General features: G+C 35.8%; 20 protein-coding genes. 12 read left to right on the top strand and 8 right to left on the bottom strand.

Annotation, left to right across the window (positions count from 1 at the left end):
- Nucleotides 1-273: 273 nt before the first annotated feature.
- Both CRS_RS21325 and CRS_RS21320 read left to right on the top strand, forming a co-directional pair.
- Nucleotides 274-720 (top strand): GNAT family N-acetyltransferase, encoded by a 447-nt coding sequence (locus CRS_RS21325; RefSeq protein ID WP_172617130.1) that lies wholly within the window; start codon nucleotides 274-276, stop codon nucleotides 718-720.
- 111 nt (nucleotides 721-831) lie between these two features.
- On the top strand, nucleotides 832-1,416 hold the full coding sequence (locus tag CRS_RS21320; protein ID WP_142725968.1) for a DoxX family protein: 585 nt from the start codon (nucleotides 832-834) through the stop codon (nucleotides 1,414-1,416).
- A 299-nt stretch (nucleotides 1,417-1,715) separates the two neighbouring features.
- Here the strand turns inward: CRS_RS21320 and CRS_RS21315 are convergent, their stop codons facing one another.
- Both CRS_RS21315 and CRS_RS21310 read right to left on the bottom strand, forming a co-directional pair.
- Nucleotides 1,716-2,480 (bottom strand): tryptophan-rich sensory protein, encoded by a 765-nt coding sequence (locus CRS_RS21315; RefSeq protein WP_142725967.1) that lies wholly within the window; start codon nucleotides 2,478-2,480, stop codon nucleotides 1,716-1,718.
- 225 nt (nucleotides 2,481-2,705) lie between these two features.
- Nucleotides 2,706-3,683: an alpha/beta fold hydrolase gene (locus tag CRS_RS21310; protein ID WP_142725966.1), complete on the bottom strand. Its 978-nt coding sequence runs from the start codon at nucleotides 3,681-3,683 to the stop codon at nucleotides 2,706-2,708.
- A 495-nt stretch (nucleotides 3,684-4,178) separates the two neighbouring features.
- On the opposite strand from CRS_RS21310, the gene CRS_RS21305 reads away from it, so the two are divergent.
- The 9 genes from CRS_RS21305 to CRS_RS21265 all read left to right on the top strand — a co-directional run bounded on the left by CRS_RS21305 (nucleotide 4,179) and on the right by CRS_RS21265 (nucleotide 15,182).
- Nucleotides 4,179-5,519 (top strand): hypothetical protein, encoded by a 1,341-nt coding sequence (locus CRS_RS21305; RefSeq protein WP_142725965.1) that lies wholly within the window; start codon nucleotides 4,179-4,181, stop codon nucleotides 5,517-5,519.
- A 133-nt stretch (nucleotides 5,520-5,652) separates the two neighbouring features.
- Nucleotides 5,653-6,540, top strand: a complete 888-nt coding sequence (locus CRS_RS21300) for a hypothetical protein (RefSeq protein WP_142725964.1) — start codon at nucleotides 5,653-5,655, stop codon at nucleotides 6,538-6,540.
- A 441-nt stretch (nucleotides 6,541-6,981) separates the two neighbouring features.
- Nucleotides 6,982-8,445: a hypothetical protein gene (locus CRS_RS21295; RefSeq protein ID WP_142725963.1), complete on the top strand. Its 1,464-nt coding sequence runs from the start codon at nucleotides 6,982-6,984 to the stop codon at nucleotides 8,443-8,445.
- A 166-nt stretch (nucleotides 8,446-8,611) separates the two neighbouring features.
- Nucleotides 8,612-10,102, top strand: a complete 1,491-nt coding sequence (locus CRS_RS21290; protein WP_142725962.1) for a carboxylesterase/lipase family protein — start codon at nucleotides 8,612-8,614, stop codon at nucleotides 10,100-10,102.
- A gap of 378 nt (nucleotides 10,103-10,480) precedes the next feature.
- Nucleotides 10,481-11,794 (top strand): hypothetical protein, encoded by a 1,314-nt coding sequence (locus CRS_RS21285; protein WP_142725961.1) that lies wholly within the window; start codon nucleotides 10,481-10,483, stop codon nucleotides 11,792-11,794.
- Nucleotides 11,795-11,966: 172 nt separating this feature from the next.
- A complete protein-coding gene (locus CRS_RS21280; RefSeq protein ID WP_142725960.1) occupies nucleotides 11,967-12,662 on the top strand; it encodes a hypothetical protein in 696 nt (231 codons plus the stop codon).
- A gap of 52 nt (nucleotides 12,663-12,714) precedes the next feature.
- On the top strand, nucleotides 12,715-14,526 hold the full coding sequence (locus tag CRS_RS21275) for a hypothetical protein (RefSeq protein WP_142725959.1): 1,812 nt from the start codon (nucleotides 12,715-12,717) through the stop codon (nucleotides 14,524-14,526).
- Nucleotides 14,527-14,538: 12 nt separating this feature from the next.
- Entirely contained in the window at nucleotides 14,539-14,973 is a 435-nt protein-coding gene (locus tag CRS_RS21270; protein WP_142725958.1) for a transposase, read from the top strand.
- Nucleotides 14,943-15,182, top strand: coding sequence for a hypothetical protein (locus tag CRS_RS21265; protein ID WP_142725957.1), 240 nt, complete (start codon nucleotides 14,943-14,945; stop codon nucleotides 15,180-15,182). Before CRS_RS21270 ends, CRS_RS21265 begins: the two co-directional genes overlap by 31 nt.
- Before the next feature lie 719 nt (nucleotides 15,183-15,901).
- Here the strand turns inward: CRS_RS21265 and CRS_RS21255 are convergent.
- From CRS_RS21255 to CRS_RS21230, 5 genes are all read right to left on the bottom strand, one after another.
- Nucleotides 15,902-17,008, bottom strand: coding sequence for a metallophosphoesterase (locus CRS_RS21255; protein WP_172617129.1), 1,107 nt, complete (start codon nucleotides 17,006-17,008; stop codon nucleotides 15,902-15,904).
- A 156-nt stretch (nucleotides 17,009-17,164) separates the two neighbouring features.
- Nucleotides 17,165-17,512 (bottom strand): NmrA family NAD(P)-binding protein, encoded by a 348-nt coding sequence (locus tag CRS_RS21250; protein WP_142725954.1) that lies wholly within the window; start codon nucleotides 17,510-17,512, stop codon nucleotides 17,165-17,167.
- Nucleotides 17,513-17,791: 279 nt separating this feature from the next.
- A complete protein-coding gene (locus CRS_RS21240; protein ID WP_142725953.1) occupies nucleotides 17,792-18,544 on the bottom strand; it encodes an SDR family oxidoreductase in 753 nt (250 codons plus the stop codon).
- Between the two features lie 29 nt (nucleotides 18,545-18,573).
- Nucleotides 18,574-18,999, bottom strand: coding sequence for a nuclear transport factor 2 family protein (locus tag CRS_RS21235; RefSeq protein WP_056015210.1), 426 nt, complete (start codon nucleotides 18,997-18,999; stop codon nucleotides 18,574-18,576).
- A gap of 112 nt (nucleotides 19,000-19,111) precedes the next feature.
- Nucleotides 19,112-19,987, bottom strand: coding sequence for an AraC family transcriptional regulator (locus CRS_RS21230; RefSeq protein ID WP_142725952.1), 876 nt, complete (start codon nucleotides 19,985-19,987; stop codon nucleotides 19,112-19,114).
- A gap of 480 nt (nucleotides 19,988-20,467) precedes the next feature.
- On the opposite strand from CRS_RS21230, the gene CRS_RS21225 reads away from it, so the two are divergent.
- The gene (locus CRS_RS21225) at nucleotides 20,468-21,652 is read left to right on the top strand and encodes a chloride channel protein (protein ID WP_308463720.1); all 1,185 of its coding nucleotides are present in this window, start codon (nucleotides 20,468-20,470) and stop codon (nucleotides 21,650-21,652) included.
- A 607-nt stretch (nucleotides 21,653-22,259) separates the two neighbouring features.
- Here CRS_RS21225 and CRS_RS21220 read toward each other — a convergent pair.
- Complete coding sequence (locus CRS_RS21220; RefSeq protein ID WP_228451319.1) at nucleotides 22,260-22,748, bottom strand: Fic family protein; 489 nt, start codon at nucleotides 22,746-22,748, stop codon at nucleotides 22,260-22,262.
- Nucleotides 22,749-22,879 lie beyond the last annotated feature (131 nt).

The following is a 22,879-nucleotide window of genomic DNA, read 5'->3' as shown; positions in this document are numbered from 1 at the left end:
TGATCTCTTCATTTTGAGTAATAAAAAACAGTAATATTTGAAAGAGAAATAAATTAATAAAGTCCGGAAATTAAAAAGAATAAGATTGATCACAACAACAAGCAGATCTCAAAAATGGATACGGCAGATTGAGAGTTCTGGTGTATAAGATAAATATGATATAGCTATAATTCTCGACAATTAAAATTATTTAATGAGGATGTTTTTTGGTTAAATATAACCATTGACAGTATCTGCTAAATTAAAATAAATTTGCTCTAAAATAAAATCACCTTGCAAATCATCAAATATAGGCAGAAGTACAAGGAAAGATGTATACAGATCTTCAAAACCAACCTCCCAAAGTTTTTTGCCAAGGAAGAATTACAACAATTTAAAGAATTTTTGGATCAGTCTCCAGATCACTATTATATAGTTGAAATTAATGGCTTCCCGGTAGGCTGCGGAGGAATTTATTTCGATGAAAGGAGTAATGAGGCAGCACTATGCTGGGGCATGGTAGATGCTAACTCCCACGGGAAGGGAATTGGTAAATTCCTCACCCGTTTCCGTTTAGATCTTTTACAAAAACTGAATGCTGGTAAAATGATTACAATCGAAACTTCCCAACATACTGCATCATTCTATAAAAAGAATGGTTTCACCACTGTAGATATCATAGCTAACGGATTTGGTGACGGACTTGATAAATACATTATGAAGATAGAGGCAAAAACTTAAAATCCCAGATATTTAGATTTGTCTCATATTTTTTTACCCGATTACTTTGCATAACCTAATACCTTTTAAAATATGTTCTATAAATTACAACAAATTAAATTTATTCAATGGATGATTATTCATATCAGATATCTTGTTGCATTGGCATTCGTCCCTTCCGGGTTTACAAAAATAATTGGTGAGAGATTTACTCAATTACCTACAACCGGTTCCATAGGACAGTTTTTTGAAGTACTTTATCTTTCCGGGATCTATTATAACTTTATAGGTGCTATGCAGATCATTACCGCAATCCTTCTTATGACACAGCGATTTGCATTAATTGGAACATTTCTTTTTCTGGCAGTAACAGCCAATATCTGGATGATTACAATTTCACTGCATTTTACAGGTACCTGGATCATCACGAGTTTGATGATGTTTGCGGGTATAATTCTGCTTTATTGGGATAAAAATAGAATCGCAGAATTGAATTCGGAGTATGATTCACCAAAAAAAATGTATGCTCCAAAGGTATCAAGCATTTGGGTCAATGCGGGCATCATTTATATAAGCACCCTACTCATCCTTTGCTTTGTTGGTCCGAAGACCGATTTGATATCTAAAACCATTTACTACGTAGCACTATTTATTTTAGTCGGCACTGCACTTTACTCCAATTTAGTTTTCTGGAAAAAATCAAAGCAAAGCAAATAGAATTAACATGGACTTTACTTTTAAATTATTCAAAAAAAACAGTAAAAGCCGGGAATGTAATGAATTTAAACCAGCGATGTTCAATCCTGTATATAAATAACGGAATAACAAGACCCCGACCGATACAACGTCATACGGAAAATGTTATTCGTATAATCAGGATATCTTGATGATATAACTTAAAGCCCAGCAATAAGGTCGCTCTTATAAGGATTACCAAGGTTTGCAGGATAAAATATGTAAATTATCTAAATGAAATAACATTAATAGAATTTCTAATTAGATACTAAAATTATGATTTAGATAACAGACCTTTTAGTCAACATTTTGATAACCGCATTTAACGCAAGCAATACCGCGGTCATTATTGCAAAATAATAAACAGTCCCGTTAGTATTTTTATTGGCTGCTGCAATTGCGACCAATGCCCACACGGCAACCAGTACAAAAGAAACCATATTGCGTTTCCAGAGCATATAAAGGTGAACAAGCGCAGCCGCGACAAACATTATGACCGTCCAGCTAGTTTCGGAAATTCCAAATCCTGACCATTCGGTCTTTTTCAGGTAGGCTGCAACATCCGCAATTAAGGCCACCGAAATCCAGCCGGAGTAGATATAAAAGGGCAGGCGAAGAAATAAAAGTGTCCGCATACCTCTGGCTTCGATTGTCCCTCTATTATTTAAAATAATTTTCATCAGAGAAATAAAGAGTACAACCATAATCGGAACGGTAAGAAATGTATAGTTATAAAGCCATGTAACGATCCATAGACAATTTGTCATACAGGAAACTATAAACCACCAGCCGATATTTTTTACTATTTTTTCTTTGGCATCAGTATTTTTTGTAAAAGGACCATAATACATTACAAAACCGAAAAGTGCCAGGTAAATAAGTCCCCAGATGGAAAATGCATAGCCAGCAGGGGTAAAAAGATTTTGATACTTTGCTGAAATACTGGCCATTGTTTCATTATTGAACAATCCTGTATTGGAAAGATAGTTAATAAAAATTGTTACGACTAATGCAGCTATATTTAAAATTTGGAAAACTTTTAACATAATTAATCCTTTATTAGGTTAATGAGATTTTATTGACGAGTTAAAATAATTAAATTCCGTCAATGAAGAAACATCAGATGGAAAATTCTGAGTAATGATATAGATAAAATACCAAGAATACAACAAGAAGAATAATGAGTGTTTTTAGTCCAACTTTATATCCCTCAAAAAGCCTTTTTAACAAAATTTCTCTTTGCAATTTTTCATAGAGATGTGTTGTAAAGTCTACAGACTATTTTTCAGAAAATCTAATATCAGCGTTCCAACTTCCTGATGAACCTCTGTCCTTTCGATACCTTGTGGATCCTCAAAGAATATGGCCTCATCCGGTCCATATTTTTTTACTTTCGGCAAAAAAATGTAATGTCCAAGATTCCTTTTAAGTACTTGGAGCTGCGATGTAGGAATAAGACGATGATATTTTGCAGCATTGCGTTTTACCGGGGCAATCATATCATTCTCAGCCCCAAGAATAAGAACCGGTGCTTCTACCGTAAACTGATCTTTGGTTGAAAAGCCTAATCCTAAGGCAGGTGCAAGTGCTACAAAAGCCCTTATCCTATTATCCTTCAAACTCAACGGTATCCGACTACAGTCTATCTGATCGATAAGTGGCGTAAGGTCACCCATTTCCGGAATAGTGAGCTCTTGTTTTCCAGGCTTAGTTTTCGATTTTTTCTTGAGCAAAGCACAGTCTAATTTAGCTCCTGCCAACGCTAATGATGTGTATCCTCCAAGGGAAAAGCCCACAACTGCGACTTTATCATTATTTATTAAGTTTGAGAGTTTTGAATCATTCAATAGCTGATCTATTAAAAATGAAATATCCAATGGCCTTTCCCAATACCTCACAAAATACTCGGGAATTCTATTGTCTGTGGTATTTCCAAAATGATCAACCGCTGCCACTATGTAACCTTCTTGCGCAAGCCTCTTTGCCAACCAGATTAGACTCAATCTGCTGCCCCCGGTACCGTGTGAAAGTAAAACCAGCGGGTGTTTCTGTATATTTATTTTAGAAATGGCAGAAGATTCTTTATCTGTTTCAATAGCCAGATCCTGTGGATACCAAATCTCTGTAAGTAGTAAGCGATTCCCTCTCGAGATATCAGTGTATTCCTTGGAAATATGCTTGAAACTACTGGACTGTGCAGGCAAATGGGAACAAGCTAAAAATATTACAAAGTAAAAGATTCTTGTCATGCAATTATTTATATTTAGTAGACAACTGAAAACCTATTTTCATTACATTGCAATAATTTATTTCACTTTAAAATAAAATGGCAAGACCATTTATAACTGAAAAATATTCTGTTCAAAATTATAATATGTGATATAGAAATCGATCCCGTTTAGAAAAACAGTGTAATAATGCCTGCTAAAAACCTAGTATAGCACCACAAGTATATCGTCCTAACAAAAGTGATCAGCTTTTCGTAAATCCTTTTATATTGCCTTTTAGCCTCAACACCAAACCTCATTAATTATTTGGAGCAGATTCAATAAAAATATCTTTTTTTACTTTAAGATAAAACCTATTTTTATAAATTAAACTTTTTTTTGTAAAACATGAGATTGATTTTATGTCTGTTTTTTCTATCCTTCCATTTAATTGGGTACGGTCAAAGCTATGTAAAAAACACGGATAGCCTCTATAATGCTGTATATTCCAGCAAAGAATTTTCAAAAAAAAATGAAATGGAACTTGTACAGACTTGTAATGATCTTTACAGAGAATCGGTCGACAAGGGTGACGATAAAACGGCACTAAGCGCGTTGACGACAGCCATAAGGATTTATACAGAACGTGGCGAGAATTCAAATGTACTTACAAGAATTGAAAAAGCTATGACACTTGCCCGTGAACAGGATGACAATTTCAGGTTGAGCCTTCTTTACTGCTATCTGGGAAGAGCTTTCATGAAGGCCGGTTTTTTTAATAAAGCCAGAAATGCTTTCGATGCAGGTTTGAAAATTTCCTCTCAAGTAGACTCAAAGGACAGCGAACACCTATTAAAGGCTCAGCATTACGGGGGCATGGCCGCCTTCTTTGAAAATAGCAATCCCACTATTGGAGATCGGGAAAATACTTCTTTCAAAGATTCTATGGTATACTTTGCAAAGAAAGCGTATGCCGAAGCAAAGATGATAAGCGTAAAAAATGCAGAAAGACCTCGTTGGTTAGGTGAAAGAGCTCGTATTGTCGGATCCGTTCTGGTTGCAACCCTGGATTTTGGCCAGGGCCAGAAATATCTCAGCGAGGCTGAAAATCTGCTCTCCGGCCTTAACGATAAAAGGTTTTTGATCGGACTATACCGATTCAAGGGGCTGTTAATCTACAACTCACCTGTTGATAACCGCCTTGAAAGAACATTAGATCTTTATAATGAATCTTTTTATTTTTCAGAAGTATATGATATTCCCCAAGAATCATATTTTATTAAAGATGCCCTTGCCAGCCTGTATTCAGAAATGAGAATGCCCGTTCAAACAAGAATTTTTGCTGATGAAACCAAGAGAATAAAATATGAGATGGATAAAGCTGACCATGAGTCCGTACCGCTCGCGGCAAAGATTGAACTAATACCATCTAAGCGCCCTTACTATTTTGTTATTTTGATTGGAGCGATTACATGTTTGATCTCAGCAGCAATTATCTATTATTTTATCACTAGGAAGAAAACCCGCTACGCGTCAGCTGGCGCTGGGAACGAAGATATCGCACCTATGGATGTGCAGCCTCATACTGATCATATTAAGCAGCTTTTACAATTGGCAAAAGAAGATGAGAAATCATTCTACATCGTATTCAAACAGATATTTCCAGATTTTCAGAATAAATTACTTAGTATCAACAATGAACTCTCAGTTGCAGATCTGGAACTATGTGCTTATCTGAAGTTGAATCTTCAGACAAAAGAAATAGCGCAATACAGAAAAAATACAATCTCATCTGTAGATAACCGAAAGTCCAGGCTCAGAAAAAAATTAAACCTCCCATCAGATATCAACCTCTACGTATGGATTGATAATATATGATAAAAAATCAAAACCAAGTATAATAACCTGATTTTCAGTGAATGGATAAAAGCGGAGATAAATAGTAGAATATACCAGATTCAAAATTTCATGTGTTCCACACCGGCATTTACATTTGCAGAAAATTTAGAACATGAAAAATCAGATTATTCAGCTTTTGTTTTTAAGTATGGGGTTAAATTCTTTTGCCCAAGTGGGTATCAATACAACGAGTCCAGGAAGTACATTGGATATTAATGGTTCTTTTGCCACACCTTATAGAGCGCTGCCCGCGGCGTCAGAAAGCGTATCTACTTTGACAGATACAGACTACTATGTTAACTATACAGGCGCTGTCGATTACACAATATATCTACCCTCCGCCAATCCGACAAATCCTTTTAAAGGCAGAGAATATGTCGTTCGCAATCCAACCGATAAAGTACTGACGATCAATTCTGGTGGAAATGAAAAGATAGATGTTGCAGGATCGGAATATTCCAATATATCTGTCCCTAAAGGATATGTAGCCACTTTAAAAAACACAGGTAATACCACCGGAAAAACCTGGATTTTAACGTCTCTGGCATTGAGCGGCCTGCCTGCTGATCAAAAGGTTCTAAAATATGCCACAAAAACTACATCTCCCATTAATGCGTCCACGCCGACCGGGTCAGAAACCTGCATAGGCGTCCTTTGCATTCGTTTTGCAGGAACTTCTTCTAATACATATCAGAGCAGCGGACGATTTCAGGTGAAATTCAACACACAGACCAATTATTCTTTTTCCCGTTGGTTGTTCGGCGCCGGAACAAGTGCTAACACAGGTGCTGGTGGATACGGAAGGGGAAATATTGCCGCCAATACGTGGCTTAATCTCGACGGTGACGGATTAAACCCCAGCAATGATGATATGACCTCATACATTATTTCAGCTATTTCTTCGCAAAAATTATATCGGGTAAATACAATCTTGAGTAGTGATAAATCAACACCTTCTACCTTATCAGTTGTTAAAATATTTATTGAGGAGCTTGAATAACAAGGTATTGATGTTAAAGTCAAAAAGATTCTAAAAACACATTTTTTATAGTGAACTGTAAAAAACATTCACATTGCAACTAAACAAAAAAGCGGTTGGGATTATAGGGCCGTAGGATCTCTACTCTGTAAATTCCTTAGGAGTAAGTTAAGTCATTCAGCATATGAGCCTTTTCATCAGGCTACGATGTGGAAACTAGTCTTTTACGGTGTAAACTCATTGAATATCATTTTTTTTTAACTTATATTTCCAACCCATGTTGCTCTATAATCGAGCTCTCAATTTAAAACACACAGTATATCTTTAAAGCAAATATAACGATCATTCATCCTAAATGCTGCAAAATTATTATTAAACCTGTTATACATTTTTCTTTATAATATCAATTTGAATCGCTATATTAAGCATGAAAATTCTATATTTTATTTAAAACAGATGCGATTGATCCTTTTATCAATATTTTTTTCACTCTTCAATTCTGCTTATGGCCAAGGTTACAAAAAAAATACCGACAGCCTCTACAATGTCGTTTATTCAGCGGAAAAATTTCTAAAAACAAATGAGCAGAACCTGATAAAAATGTGCGATGACCTATACATAGAAGCAGACGATAACCATGATGACAAAGAGGCCCTACGTTCCATCACAACCACCATACAGATTTACAGTGAACTTGGTGATCACTATAATGTACTTAGAAGAATCGAAAAGGCGATAAATCTTGCTCAGGAGCAGAAAGACTATTATCGATTAAGTGTCCTTTATACCTATTTGGGACGTTCTTTTTTAAATCTGGGATTCCACAACAAAGCGAGAAAATCCTTTAATATTGGTCTGGAACTATCATCAAACGTTAGAACAAAAGATAGCCTTCACATATTAAAATTACAGCATTACAGTGGTATGGCGATGATATTTGAACACTCAAATCCACCTATCGGTGAGCCAAGAGCACCGTATAAAGATTCTATGATAAACTATCTTCAGAAGGCATACGCAGAAGCGAAGATGATAAATCCCGGTCATCCTGGAAGAGCACGATGGCTTGGTACGAGAGCAAAAATTTTAGGATCAGTTTTAATTTCAGCGTTATACTATGATGAAGGAGGAAAATATCTTAAGGAAGCAGAAAATTTATTAACAAATTTAAATGATAAAAGATTTATGATCAGTCTTTACAGATTTAAAGGGATCTTAGCTTATAATTCTGGCCTTACGGATAGCAATCGAAAAGCACTGCATTTTTATAATGAATCACTTTGCCTGGCGGAGATTTATGATATTCCAGCTGAATCATACTATATTACTGATGCACTCGCGAGCTTATCTTCAGAAATGAAAATGATCGTTGATGCAAGATTTTTTTCTGATACCAGTAAAAAATTAAAGTATGAGATAGAAGAATCAGAACGTAAGGCTATGCCTATTGCACAAGAGATAAATGTACCTACTCAGAATAAGTCTGAGTCAGTTACTATTCTTTATTTAGCAATTTTATTACTGATCGTACTTTCCGGATTTACAATCTACTACTTTTATATTTTCAAAAGACGTGTTAAAAATAATATTACGTATAATCAAGTTTATGAAACTACTGATGTAAAACCTGAAAAGAGGGATATCGAACAACTTTTACAAATGATTAAAGATAGCGACAGATCTTTTTATGTTGTATTCAAACAAGTATTCCCTGATTTTCAGAATAAATTACTTAACATTAACAATGAACTCTCAGTTTCAGATCTGGAATTATGTGCTTATCTGAAGTTGAATCTTCAGACCAAAGAAATAGCACTGTACAGAAAAAATACGATCTCATCAGTTGATAATCGAAAATACAGACTCAGAAAAAAATTGAATCTCCCATCAGATACCAATCTCTATGTATGGATTGATAGCATCTGATACTAAAATCATGAACTAACCAAAATTAACCAACTGATTATCAATGAATGGATAAAAACGGAGGTATACAGTAGAAGTTGATAGATGTAATTTTATGATCAGACTTTTTGATCTTATAAATTTGAGCAATTAAAATGATTGTATAAATTATTACCTGCTCAAACTTATGAATATAGACACATTAGTTTCTACAACGCACGGCAAGCTCAGAGGGTATGTAGAGAATGGTTTAGGGGTATGGAAGGGCATACCTTATGCAAAAGCGCCGATCGGTAGTTTAAGATTTAAGTCTCCCGAGCCTATGGATATCTGGCAAGATACAAAAGACGCAACGAATTATGCTCCTTCGTCACCACAATTACAACTCGATAATCCGATTGGCGATATAAGTGAAGATTGTCTTTACCTGAACATATGGTCCCCCGGTACAGACGGCAGAAAAAGACCGGTATTGTTTTGGATACATGGCGGTGCCTACATTAGTGGATCGGGATCCATAACTGCTTACGATGGCTCTGTATTGGCCAAAAATGGTGAAGTGGTAGTCGTAACAATTAATTACAGGCTCGGACCATTCGGCTTTCTTTATACAAAAGATCTGCCCGATGGAGATTTAATTGATACCAACATCGGTCACAGAGATCAGCTTATGGCACTGAACTGGGTACGTGAAAACATTGCGTGCTTTGGGGGTGATCCCGAAAACATTACCATATTCGGAGAATCTGCGGGGGGTGCCAGCGTAGTTAATCTTCTGGGATCACCATTAGCTAAGGGACTATTTCATAAAGCTATTGTTGAAAGTCCCTGCAGTTATCATATTGTGTATAGTGATAAAGCTAAAGCAACTCTGATAACAAGAAGATTTTTAGAACTCTTGGGTATTAAGGACCATAGTGCGAAGCTACTTTTAGATGTATCTACTGAGGATATTGTTAAAGCAGCTATAAAACTTGTGGACGAAATTGCCTTGTCACATCCGGGTACAATTGCCTTTCAGCCATTGATCGGTGACGATTTTCTTCGGGAGTCTGCACACACAGCCATTAAAAATGGAAGTGGAAGCCACGTTCCTTTAATCATTGGTTCGAATCAGGATGAGGGTACTGTATTTGCAGGTATGCCTGCACCTGTTATGCCTGTACAAGATAAGCAAATGGAACTTTTTCTGGAAAATGTATATCCTGACACTTCAACGTCTATTAAAGAAGCATATAGTACTATTCCTGCATCGTCAAGGTCGGTTAAAATGGGTGGAGATGCTATCATTTGGCATTCAGTTACAACCATTGCAGATGCAATGCAGTCGAAATGCCCTACTTATCTCTATCGCTTTAAATGGAGCAGTGACTATTTAAAAGCTGCAGGACTTCGAAGTTTTCATTCTTTGGAAATACCTTTTGTCTTTGGAACATTGGACGCCACGGATTCCAAGCCAATGTTGGAAGCTGCGGATAAGAACGAAGTGGAAAAACTTTCGACAATTATTCAGGATTGCTGGCTCAACTTTGCACGGACCGGAAATCCTAACTCCGGTGAAGGATTTCACTGGGAAAAATATGACTCAACGGATAGATTTGCAATAGTATTTGACAAAGAAATTGGTTTCGAGCACGATATTGAAGCAAGGTATAGAAAGGCATGGCAGGAACAGTAATATGTTAGATTTTTTTTTTCAACGATCTTCCATCTGCTTAAAGATCGATCCCTTTTATCCCTAGAGACACAGAAAATCAAAATCGGTCAATTTATTTGAAGTTATTTTGCTTACAGAACCTTCTAGTTCCTGTCAACAGCTAATGACAATAGGAGGTTCTTATGCAGGATTCCACGCCTTGTTTATCAATGTCACATAGTAGCCTCCGATCAATTCCGGGATTACTGATTAAGTTGATAATGATCTCTGCCTGGGAGTACTATTTACCAATAATTGATAGATCAATATTTATAGAAAGGTAAGTAAACCCATTTCTTCTATAAAAAACAAACTAATAAGCTTACTCAATTAAATTCATTTATGCAAAATCCCCTTAAAATGAAAAGAAATCTAATCTTAATTATTGCAGTGCTAAGCAACACAGCAGCTTTTTCTCAGGTAGGAATCAATACGTCTGCTCCATCTGCCACTCTTGACGTCATGGGAAACCCTGCAGAACAAACATCTCTTGACGGCATTATCGCACCGCGCCTTACCGGAAATCAATTGAGACAAAAAACATATACTACTTCGCAGACCGGAGCTTTGGTATATGTGACCGCCCCTGACAATGCAACAACGGGGCAGACCGTCCTTGTGAAATCCGCTGGTTACTATTATTTCAACGGCAATCAATGGATCAAAACTGAAGGAACAAACTCAAATGTATATAACTCAAATGGTTCACTATCTGATGTGCGACTATTGAATCTGGCCGGAAATGACCTTACGATTTTGGGAACAAACCAATCCACGGCTTTCAGCGCGTCCGGTGGATTTCAGCAGTCTGGTGTTGCAACATCAAGCAGTAAAATGGCATCAGGAACTTTTTCATCACCGGATAATGATGGAAATTCAGTCTCATCCACTTTGAAGCTTGAGATTATGCCGGAACAGCCTGGACGTATCACAGCCTCTAATGACGCTACGGCATTATCATTGGGTACAACCGCAACTACAAGCCCTGCACCTATCATATTTACGACAAGCTCAGGAAACAATGGTGTTGGAACTGAAAAAATGCGGATAACAGCAGAAGGTAATGTTGGTGTGGGAACAATCTCCCCTACTTCCAAATTAGAGATATCGTCAGGCAATAATGGAATCTCAGGTTTGAAATTCTCTAATTTCAACGCATTAACACCTGTTAGCTCAGGTCAAACGATCGGAGTAGATTCTGCAGGGAACGTCATTACCATGCCCAATGCTTCTGCAAGTACCATCAGTACTTTTGAACAGACATCAGGGGGACCCGGGGCCAATGGTTCTAATTTCAATGTTAACGGTGCTGCCTGGACTACAATTCCAGGTACGGTGCAAAACATCAATATCCCTTTGGGAGGAAAGGCCGTTTTTATCAACTTCATGTTAGGAATTGATTATTCTGCAGCACCTTCCGGATCAGGATATTCCTACTACACTGCGGCATTGTATATAGATGACGTCCAGACCAACGTATACCAGACAACACAGGAGCCAGGGCCTGGAGGGCTGCAAGCCCAGTATTCCTTGAGTTCAGTTAAATTTTTAAATGCAGGCTCACATAAGTTGGATATTCGCATGAAGCGTACATTTGATAATGGTGTGCAAAACAGTGCCAATATCACCTGCATACCTATTTCTTTATCTTTTAATGCGAGCTACATCAATTAGTGCAATCAATTTTTAAAGGTAAAATACGAATAAAAAAATTGTAATAACTATTAATTTCATGGGCTTTCATTCTACCTTGTCTTGTTAAAGACAAAGCACAAGCAGAAACTAAAGCAAGGATATAAGACAGAAAATTTTCAAAAAAAAATAATTGTATAGTGCTAACAATGTAATGTTAGCTAGTTTAACTGTGACAACCCCCTTTTTAAATAAGCAAAAATTGATTCATCATTACTATTTCAAAGATTATAAAAAAATACTTCTTTCATTTACTATATTTAGAATTGGGATAAGCCATTATTTATATCTTTTTATATTCTATTTTGCATCATTTTATGCTAATTCCCAGATTTTTCAAAAGGAAAATGGCAGCTTACACGTTACAAAAGGTACAATATTTATATCAAAAAAAAATATTGCTGATTCCAGCTCTGCTGTCAATATTTATATTGCGGAAGGTACTACAGTTACAGGACTTCAGGAGTTCACAAAATCTAAGATAAGCATTAACTATTTAAAGAATAAATTTCCAAAAAAGCATCTAAAATCCATTAAATTAAAAAAAAGCAACGCCCCTCTTGTTGCTAAAAATAAGGAAATCAATTCCAAGAGCTCTTTTAAGAATTGTACTAAAGGCAGAATGTTTTTGATGGTTTCGAAGAGTTTTTTTTCGGCAGTTATTCTTGATGTTACTAATTATCAAAAAATATCAGGTTTATTAAGAAAGATTACCCTCCATTTTTCAGGCAATTCTAAGAAAAAACTGTTTTTAAAAAACGTTATTGAGCCAAAATCATATTTGGAAATTTCAGGTTTCTACAGTGTCAGGCCGCCACCTGCTTTTATTCTTTATACAACCGTACTTTGAATTTAAAGTACAATTCAGTTTAGATTACAATTACATAAATTAAAAGATACAAATGAAAAACATATATAAAATGTTCATATTGATGTTTCTGATTCACATCAATACATATGGACAAGTGGGCATCAACACAGATAAACCTAACGCCTATGCAGGGCTTCATGTTTCTGAAAGAAAGGATCCGGCGAGTGCTAATCCTGACAAATACAGCGGTATTCTAATCCAGCGGTATACCGAAGCACAGCGTGACACACAGCTAACACCCAATATGGGCGCGTTACAAAACAGTCTGCTTATTTACAACACGACAGAAGACTGCTATAATTACTGGAATAATGCAGATCAGGAATGGAAAAGCCTTTGTGGAAAGTTGGGAAAATCTCAATTTACTTTTGACTGTGCTGCAATACAGGTAAAAGGAACTTATGTTCAGGGAAGAGAACTTACGATATCCAATTACCTTTCGATTCCCGTTACAGTAACCAAGGCAGGAGAATATACGTTTCTGGCAACAACAGCCAATGGATACAGTTTCTTTGCATCAGGTACTTTTTTTAATACCGGCTCTTACACTATACAGGCTGCCGGTCAGGGTACCCCTGTGGCAGTACAAACGGATAATCTCGCAATTAATGCTAATGGGATAGATGTTACATGCACACCAGTGAGAACAGTAACTGTTTTGTCAGCGGCAGGTAGCTATACGATGAGTTGTGGCTCTGCAATAGTAAACGGTGTTTATAAAGTCGGCACGGCACTTACAGGTAGTAATACCATAACCCTACCGGTGAATGTCACATCATTAGGAAGTTATACAGTTACGACCAATACAGTAGATGGAATTTCATTTAGTGGTTCAGGAACCTTTACAGCAACGGGTAATCAGAATATTACTTTAAATGGAACAGGAACACCAAACTCTACATCAACGAAAACATTAACAATAACTTCGGATAGTCAAGGAGGTATTTCAACCAGTTGTAATGTCAATGTGATCGTTGTTATTCCTTCTAAAAAGATCTTACATATCGGAAATGAAACAGTTTATGGATACAGCGCTTTTACAGGTCCTTCAAGAAGTTTGATGGATTCACCTACAAACTTCGGAACCTCAGCATCCAGCATTGTTAAGGCGGAGGGGTACACGCATATATCTCTGGGTACAAATCCGGCTAGTGATGCTGCTTTACTGACGGCTCTTAATAATAAGCCGGACATCGTTATCATAGGATTTGATAATGCATCTTTAAACACGACACAATCAGGATATCTAGTAGATTATTTAAACAAAAAAGGTGTAGTGATTGCCTTTCAGGACAGAACTGATGACATAGTTTCCCGCAATTTTCTCAGAGCTGTATTTTCTAATCCCGCCTTGACCGTGGGCTACGTAGGTGGAGGCGCCGGAGCAGTATACCCTCTGACAAATGCAAATGACCCTGTTCTTAATGGTCCATTTGGCGATGTGAGGGGTAAGAACTGGGGAGAAGATTCTTCAACAACTGTAGCTGTAACCTCAAGTATTTCAGGAATTATCCCGCTGAGCTATGCTCAACCTATCAATAGCAGTACAACCTATTCAGGTATAACAGCATTTAGGCACAGCGACTTAAACCTAGTGTGGTTTGGTGATGGTGGTTTTTTAAGCAACGAAAATGCCAACGGCAACCAATACCCAAGTAATACAATTGAGCCATTTGTAGCTCCAAGTTCAGGTGGGTATTTGCCGGCTGAAAAGACGGCTTATGGATTTGCAGGCAATGGACGTGCAGCAGGAAGTATGCAGGTTCAAAACTCAATCGTTTTTGCAAATATCCTAGCTTGGGCAATAAAGCAGGCAGAGTCTAATGGTATTAATACCAAATAATTATAATGATCAATGGATTTTAAAGATATCCATATTGGAAAACTTATCAATCAATTAGTTGCAGAGCGTGGGATAGAAATATCCCGCATCTGTAATTTTTTGAATTGCACTGTAAATGATATGGAAAAAATGTACGAGGCACAAAGTTTAAATACAGATATTCTTCTGCGTTGGAGTAAACTTTTAAATTATGATTTTTTCAGAATTTATACCCAACATTTGATTTTGTTTTCGCCCGTGGTAAGAGAAAGACCTAGCAGATCATCACAGAATAAAAAATCTGCTCTACCTCAATTTCGTAAAAATATTTACACTAAGGAAATTATAGATTTTATCTTAGAACAAATTAACAAGGGAGAAATGAGCAGAGATCAAGTGATAGAACGTTACAAAATCCCTAAAACAACACTTTACAAATGGATAAGCAAGTACAATCATTACAAATAAAAAATATAGAGGATTTTCTTGATTCAATTTCTAACACTTTAAATCTGGTTAAAGAACATAACATGAAAATGCAAGAACTTCAATCTCTTATTGCATTAAATTCAAAGGATTACCAGACTATCCAATCAATAGTTGACATTATAGTAGCAATGCCTGAGGATATTGAATTTGCTCCGTTTGCCGAGATTAAGAAAGCCTTGACATTTTAATACTAAGACTTAGAATGGTTTTCCTACAAAAATAGCTATGATAAAAATTCTTATAAATAATTATCTCTAAACAATGACTCCCAATTATAAACTTATTTATTCTGATCTTATTAATAAAAAGTTTCCTGAACGTATAGGAGAATTCCAAACCATACTTTCAAAAAACAAATTGTCTTTTTTAGATATTATCAATCTGAATGAAAAAATATTTCAAAATAAAAAAGCACAACAAAAAGTTAATCAAAAATATCGTTCTTACAGCAAATCTGATATTTTACGGATATTGGATTACCAGAAAAAACACGGACTAAATAATATCCAGCTGGCACATCATTTCAGACTTAGCAGAAATACAGTCACAAAATGGAAGAAAATGTTTTTGGTTTAATATAGGGAGGCTTTTAGCCTCCTTATATAAATTGAATAGAAATCCGGCCCACACAATATCATTTTAATCGGCAAATAATCGATTAAAATAAATCAATTTAAAATAAACCGAATATCTAAATATCAATCATTTAAGATATTAAAAATTTTTTGTAAGTAAGAAAAATTTGGTTTGTCGCTTTTTTTTAATTATTCGCTTTACCGTGCCGCCATAGCGTTCTTAGCTCTTCTCCGCTAAATGTTTTGAAAATAATCACATACTCACTTTGCGGTGAAGTAGAAAATGTATTGCAGGCAATTATTTAATCTTATAATTACGCTAAGTCATTGCGCTATTGATTCTTGATCGTACGTCTTTCGCCCCTGACATTTACTGCAAACCATTCACCGTTTTCAAATACTGCCGCCTGATGATCGTCCCCGTGACGGTCAACATCAATACCCAACACTTTTCCTCCATAATAGAAAGCCACATTCCCTTTAACAATTGTATGTCCTACTATTATTCGCTTTACGTTAAATACCTGCAGCGTCTTTGAAACGTCCGCCTCGCTCGCTTTGGGCTCAAAAAAATATCCCCTGTACCAGAATAACGAACTTGTTCCCATAAAAAAGGGATCGATCTTCTTATCACCTACGCCTTGAAGCATTTTAACCTGATCATAAAACGGACGGCATAAGTCATTGATCTGCTCTATAGTATAGTCTAACTCATTGATCACTGGAGAAACTCCCGCATGCATACAAAGATTATCCCCTATTTTTTCGATGGTATTCTTTGTACGGAGCCACCTTCCTAGCTCAGAGCTTTTATTAAATAATGACATGTACTCTAATCCCATTAGCTTTGCACTCTCCATATATTTAGGCTGTACATAACGAAGATCTCCTGAAAGATTCATAATATCATGGTTTCCCAAAATAGTATGGACATAGCCTCCTGCTTTTTTGGCCAGTTCTTCAAGCCTGTAGATAAGCCAAATGGTCTCCGTTACTGCAAGACCACGGTCAAACAGATCGCCACAGATTACTAAATGCCCTTTGCCGTAAATCCAATTATATTGCTCATCAATCACCTTATTGGCAATCAGCAGATTTCGGAATCCCATAAATTCTCCCTCTATATCCGAAACCACGAACATTTTTTTTGGCTGATCGTAAACAGCAGGTTCATTCTGTAATGATTTTTTTAACAAAACTGTATAATTCAGTTTGGGATCTGCAAAATTTACATGAACAATCCCTTCCTTTAGCTCAGATTTATCTGCTGCACCATTTTCTACAATCCTTTTCCATATCTTGCCACCCTCATACGATACATACGGTCCATCGTAAATCCCCTGGGCAAAAGTAATTACGCTAAAAAGAAGCATAAGTATGCTCAGTCCGTGTTTTCTCCATCTTAATTGATTGCGAATCAATGCAAATGATTGCCGCATATTTTTACTCATTGGTGATAACCTGTTTATTAGGGAAGCAAACCTATTTGCAAATAGTAATACATATTTTCTCATTGCATGGATTTTATCACGGTAATATACAAATATAAAATAAAACCTAAAATTGCTTCAAAACAGCGAAAATAATACAAATATTTAATTATGGACCTTTATATAGTCTTCCTCTGATACCTGCAAAAAACGAATGGACTTTCCTACCAATTCGCTCATTTGCCTGGCAATTTCATTATAGCTGAGATCTTCCGGACCGAGAACCGGAAATCCTTCATTGCCTATCCAGGTCTCATCCGTCAAAAATTCCACTGCTTTGGATGCAATATCTTTTACGGCGATTTGTGGCGATTTATAATTTCCATCCATTGGTAAAGAAAATGTGCCCTCTTCTCTTAGAGATGCAATCTGATACAAGAGGGTTTCAAAAAATACAGGGCAACGCAATGCTCTTACTGATGCACCGACAGAATGCTGCCCAACTTTCGGCAAAATTATCGATGAAATGATTAATTGGGGAAGAGAACACAGAAAAATTATTATTCTTGATAAGAAAATTAATTAAATTAAAAGAAATTATCATCTTCAATTAAAACGTTTTTACTGCTTTTCACAATAAATAATTTTTTCCCTTTCCATATTAAAAATCAATTCATTATTAATTTCCATCTTCTTAATAAGTTGAAAAAAAGAACATAAATAGTGATAAAGAAGTACTTAACTGCACTCAAATTTTAGAACTGCTTTAAGCGAAAGGATAAATTTAGAAGATTAAATTTTATGTGTTTCAAGTGCCCAGTTCTCAAAAAGTATTTTGCCTGTATTGTATTGCCCAGTGGGAACTAAAAGTGAAGTAGGAACAACAAAATGCATATACTTATTTTCATTGTCTATAATCACTTTTTTATCCTGACCGGTAATTTGAATATACTCAGAGACAAAAGCCTCCATTTTGCCACGTCTTGGTCCTGCAATTTCAATGGTGTTATTTTTAGGTTCTTCCAAAGAAAATTGTACTATGAACTCGGCAACATCATCAAGTGCAATTGGTTGATAGTCTAAGTTCGAAACAAAAACTTTATCCCCTTCTCCCTGAACTTGGATGATGGCTTCCACATGTTCGTGAAATTGTGTTGACCTAATTATAGTGTAAGGTATACTTGAGTTTTTAATAGTATCCTCTTGAAGTTTTTTTGCTCTAAGATAACCGATTTCCAATGCATCATCTGTTCCTACAATTGATAGAACGATATGATGCTTAACACTAGCATTCAATTCTGCTTTGACAAGATTCTTTCCCGCAGTTTCAAAAAATCGAAATGCATTTTCTCCTTCGGGAGAAGATGAATTTGATAGATCTATTACTATTTCAGTTCCGGTCAAGGCTTCCTGAAGCCCTTCACCAGTAAGGATATCAACACCTTGTGATGGCGAGCCAATCACCACTTTATGACCAAGTTTTTCCAATTTGTTAGTTACAAGCCTCCCTGTTAGACCTGTACCTCCTACTACTAAAATTTTCATATCTGATTTATTTAATATTGTAAAGTTTTTTAAAATAAACTGCGCACTTGAACACCAAAGGGATTTTCAAACCAATATCTCCAATATCCATCGGCTCCTCTTTTAGCATAATCATTAGATGTTCCTCGCATACATATTTTTTCACCATTATTCGCAATACCCGCTATACTCCAGTCCAAGATTAGTGATGCTAGATTGCCATCTACATAAACATTCCTTGTTGTAATTTTGATTGGCAATCCGAATTTAAAGAAGCAGTCCAATTCTCGCGCAATCTCCAATCTTCCTCTCCGAGGCTCACCGTTATCATTAATAAAGATTGCATCCTCCTCATAGAAACGAAGCATAGTCTCCGAATGGAAAGAATTCATATGAGCAAGAAAAGAGTCGACTATTCCCTCGGGAGTTTTTGACAATGAGAATACTGAGCTTTCAACAAAATTCTGTCCAATCATAAGACTTAAATTTTCTTTAGAAGTAATTTTTTTGTCTTACAAAATTGAGCAATTGGCATATGCAACGCCACTCACAAATTAAGGTAAAAGGTGGACAAAATAAGGAACAATTTTAATGATCTAAGATTTGGTCTGAGTTTTTAGCGTATTTCTTCCGATATTCACTTGGCGAACAACCTGCTTTTTTACTGAACAGTCTAATGAAATATTTTGTGTCTTGATATCCCAGCTGATAGGAAATTTCCTTGATACTTACCTCCGTATAGTATAGCAATCTTAACGCTTCGTTCATCACTTCCTTTTGAATCAGTTCCGAAGCTGATGATCCAGTCACTTTTTTTACTGTATCGCTTAGATGTCCAACAGTAATATTAAGCTTTTCTGCATATTCAAATGGACGCTTAATACTCCGGAAATGTGATTTTACAAGATTCCTGAATTCCTTTGTGAGACTGATAGAACGTAGACTGATACTTTCGGGATTAATGAATAATTGACGTTCGTAGCATAAAACTGCCTGTTCAATAAAAGCTGAAAGCAATGGTTCTTCAACTTGCCTGTAAGCGATATCGTTCAGATCTTGTAATTTCATCATTGAATCAAAGATTGTTCTAAACCAATCCCGCTCATTATTAGAGAGAGCGATAATCAAGGTTTCCTCTAACAAATTATCCAAACTGGTTTGTGCCGTTCTACCGATATGACGGCTTTCAAAAGACAGATAACAACCGGTTGCGCTAAAAGTCTCTAGAATCTGATGAACTTGTCCAGGAGGAGAGATAAAAAGTGTCCCCACCGGCATTGTTAAATGCTTAAAATCAAATACAACTTCAAGCTGATCAGCTTCAATTAGCATGCAAGTATAATGGTCGTGCCTGTGGGGTGAAAGTGCTTTTATAATACCTGGTGTAGATCCGTTCCAAATACCAACAGCAATCCCACTGCTGTAATCCATTCTATTTAATGTAATTGAATCGTTTTTAGGCATAACAATTTCTTTGCACAACTAATTTAGTTTTTCTTTATTTAATAGTGTATATTATTCAATACTAAAATTAAAGAAGCTGACGAAATCTGCAATTTTTTCATCCGTCACAAAATTAAAAAACATCTATTTTTAACAGTTATCTAAAATTCCAACGTTGCAAAAAGACAGAATCTATAAGTAAAACAAAAAAATTAAGTATATCGTTGCCTTTTATCAGTTGGACTTTCAGTTTATGAATCAATGAATTATTTAAACTTCATTTGAATTGTTTTAATAAAAACAGGTAGTATATAGTAACAAGCAAATTTTACTATTTCAAAAAATAACCGTTACCTTTACATCCTCTTTAAAACTAAAATAGTTATGCAAGGCAATACAGCGTACAGAAAGAAAATAATAAGATCCAGCTATGTTAAATTAATCGGGATATCCATTATCGTTAGTATTATCTGTTGTCTTATATCTTATACTTTAAAACATTTGACAGGACAAGTACAGGAATACCTCTTTGAAGAAATTATAGCCACGGAAAACAAATTGTTAATCTTTTTACCAAGTGTAGGCATTACAGCAATCTATTTCCTGCGCAAATATTTCTTTCAGAACAGAAAAAATAAAGGAATTAAGGAAATATATACAACCCTGGAAACAAGAAAGGATCATCTTCCTTTTTTTAAAATACCTTCTCATTGCATTAATGGCTTTTTAACGGTGATTTTCGGAGGATCTACAGGAGTCGAAGTATCAACAGTAGTTGCCACTGCAACAGTTGGCAATCAGGCCTACAAACATTTGCATAGTGCATGGGCCTACAAGACGGAGCTGATATGTGCAGGTATTATAGCGGGTGTAACCGTACTCTTTGGAAGTGCGCTGGGCGGTTTTCTATTTGCATTTGAAGTTATTGCACGTAAATACAATAAAACCTTACTGATCAGTGGAATAAGTTCGATGATTGTAGCTCATCTATTCGTACATTTTTATGACTCAAATCCACTGTTTACATTTAAGGTACAGGACTGGCGGTGGCAATCCATACCTTTTGCTATGATACTAAGTTTAATCGGAGGTATATTTGCCCTTTATTTTACGAAAATTGTCATCTACGCAAAAACATTTTTTGGTGGGATTAACAACAATTTCATACGCGTAAATTTAGGTGCCATAACTGTTGGGGTATTTATCTTTTTTCTTCCGGCTTTATATGGTGATAGTTATCACGGACTTGGTAAAATCCTCGAATGTAGTTCGTACGACATTGTTAATCTCGCATATTTAATTCCTCTGGTTTTGCTCATCTTTATAAAGCCATTGGCGGCTTCCCTCACTCTCGGTGCAGGCGGTGACGGCGGTGTATTTGCCCCGAGTATTGTTACAGGTGCGTTTTTAGGGGTATTTTTTGCCCAATTCTGCAACCATTATTTAGGTACCCATCTTGTGGTTATTAACTTTGCGTTATTTGGAGCCGCTGCCATGCTTTCCGCAGCTATTCATGCCCCTCTTACTGCCATGTTTATTATTTCCAGTATCGTACCTTCTGGCTATCTATTGCTGTTTCCTTTGTTCATTAGTAGTGTTATTTCTAAAATACTGGCAAAGAAAATCTATCCTTATAATGTCTATACTTACAAAGAATTTTCCAGCAGTCCGAACTTAATAAATTGAGGTGACAATACAAGACGATATTTAAATGTACCAAATCAAAAGAATAAAATCTTCGTTGTTTAATAATTGATCTAATTATTTTTTTAATAATAAAACTGACATTTTTACAAATATGATCTGGTACACCGGTGCACAAACTATGATGGCAATTAACTCATATTTACTTAAACAATCTTTAAAATTCAACTTGTATTAAAAATTGATCTGGTACACTAAAGTATATTATTGCCAAAATTAAATTGAATTTGAATTGGAGAAATTTAGATAATAATGTCCTATAATCTGCTCATTTAATAGTAAGAAGATCTTTATAAATATTAATCCTGGATATTTTTATCTAAATGCAATGTGAGAATTAGATAGTACCTACGGATAGATATTTTATTGCAACCTTTGTAAGTCATAAATACCAGCTGATGTTATTATAAGGCTTATGTCAAATAAAAATTTCGTATATTTGTTATTACATTATTTCATTCAAAAGACAGGAAAATGAAAACCAAAACAAAGAAATCACAGGATTTACGTCAGCAGATCATGAAATCAGCTGTTGCTTCTTTTAAGATTGAAGGAATAAAAATTTCTGCTCATATTGCTAGTGATTCGCTCAAAAAAGTTGAGGCGAAGCTGAGAAAATCATCCTAATAATTTCCGTCATAGGGTGGTAGTTTTTTAGTGATGCTTTTTGAACTGCTAATATATATTGCTCAAATACCTCTCCTTTTATTTTATCAAATTCTAACATTTCATAGCCTGCTTTTCTAACCATGAGGTTTGCAAGTATGCGTGCGGTTCTCCCATTCCCCTCACGAAAGGGATGAATAAATAATAATTCTGCATGTACGGTTGCAACATCTTCTATTAACATTTCTTTATCTGAGTATGTGATGGGTAGCTGCATGAGTATTTCATCTTCAAATTCTTTCATTGATTGCGGAAGATGTAATGCGGATGAGAACATAAAACCTCCTTTTGAAAGGTTTACATTGCGATATTTTCCTGCAAAAGTATATAAGTGAGCCAATGCTAACTTATGTATTTTTAAAATATATTTGGTATTAAATTTAGTTTTAGCTGTAAGGCTTTCTGTAAGCAAAATTTCGGTGTAATAGCCACGACTTTATCTGACAGTTAGGGGTTAAAAATAGTTGTCAGTTATCCAATATTGTCCTTACTTCCAAAAGTAAGGATTTTTTGTTCCTCTACAAGAGTTTCCAATAATTTCTC

Origin of the sequence: Chryseobacterium sp. ON_d1 (assembly GCF_006829085.1) — a bacterium.
Lineage (GTDB): Bacteria > Bacteroidota > Bacteroidia > Flavobacteriales > Weeksellaceae > Chryseobacterium.
This window is presented reverse-complemented; position numbering and strand designations above follow the sequence as displayed.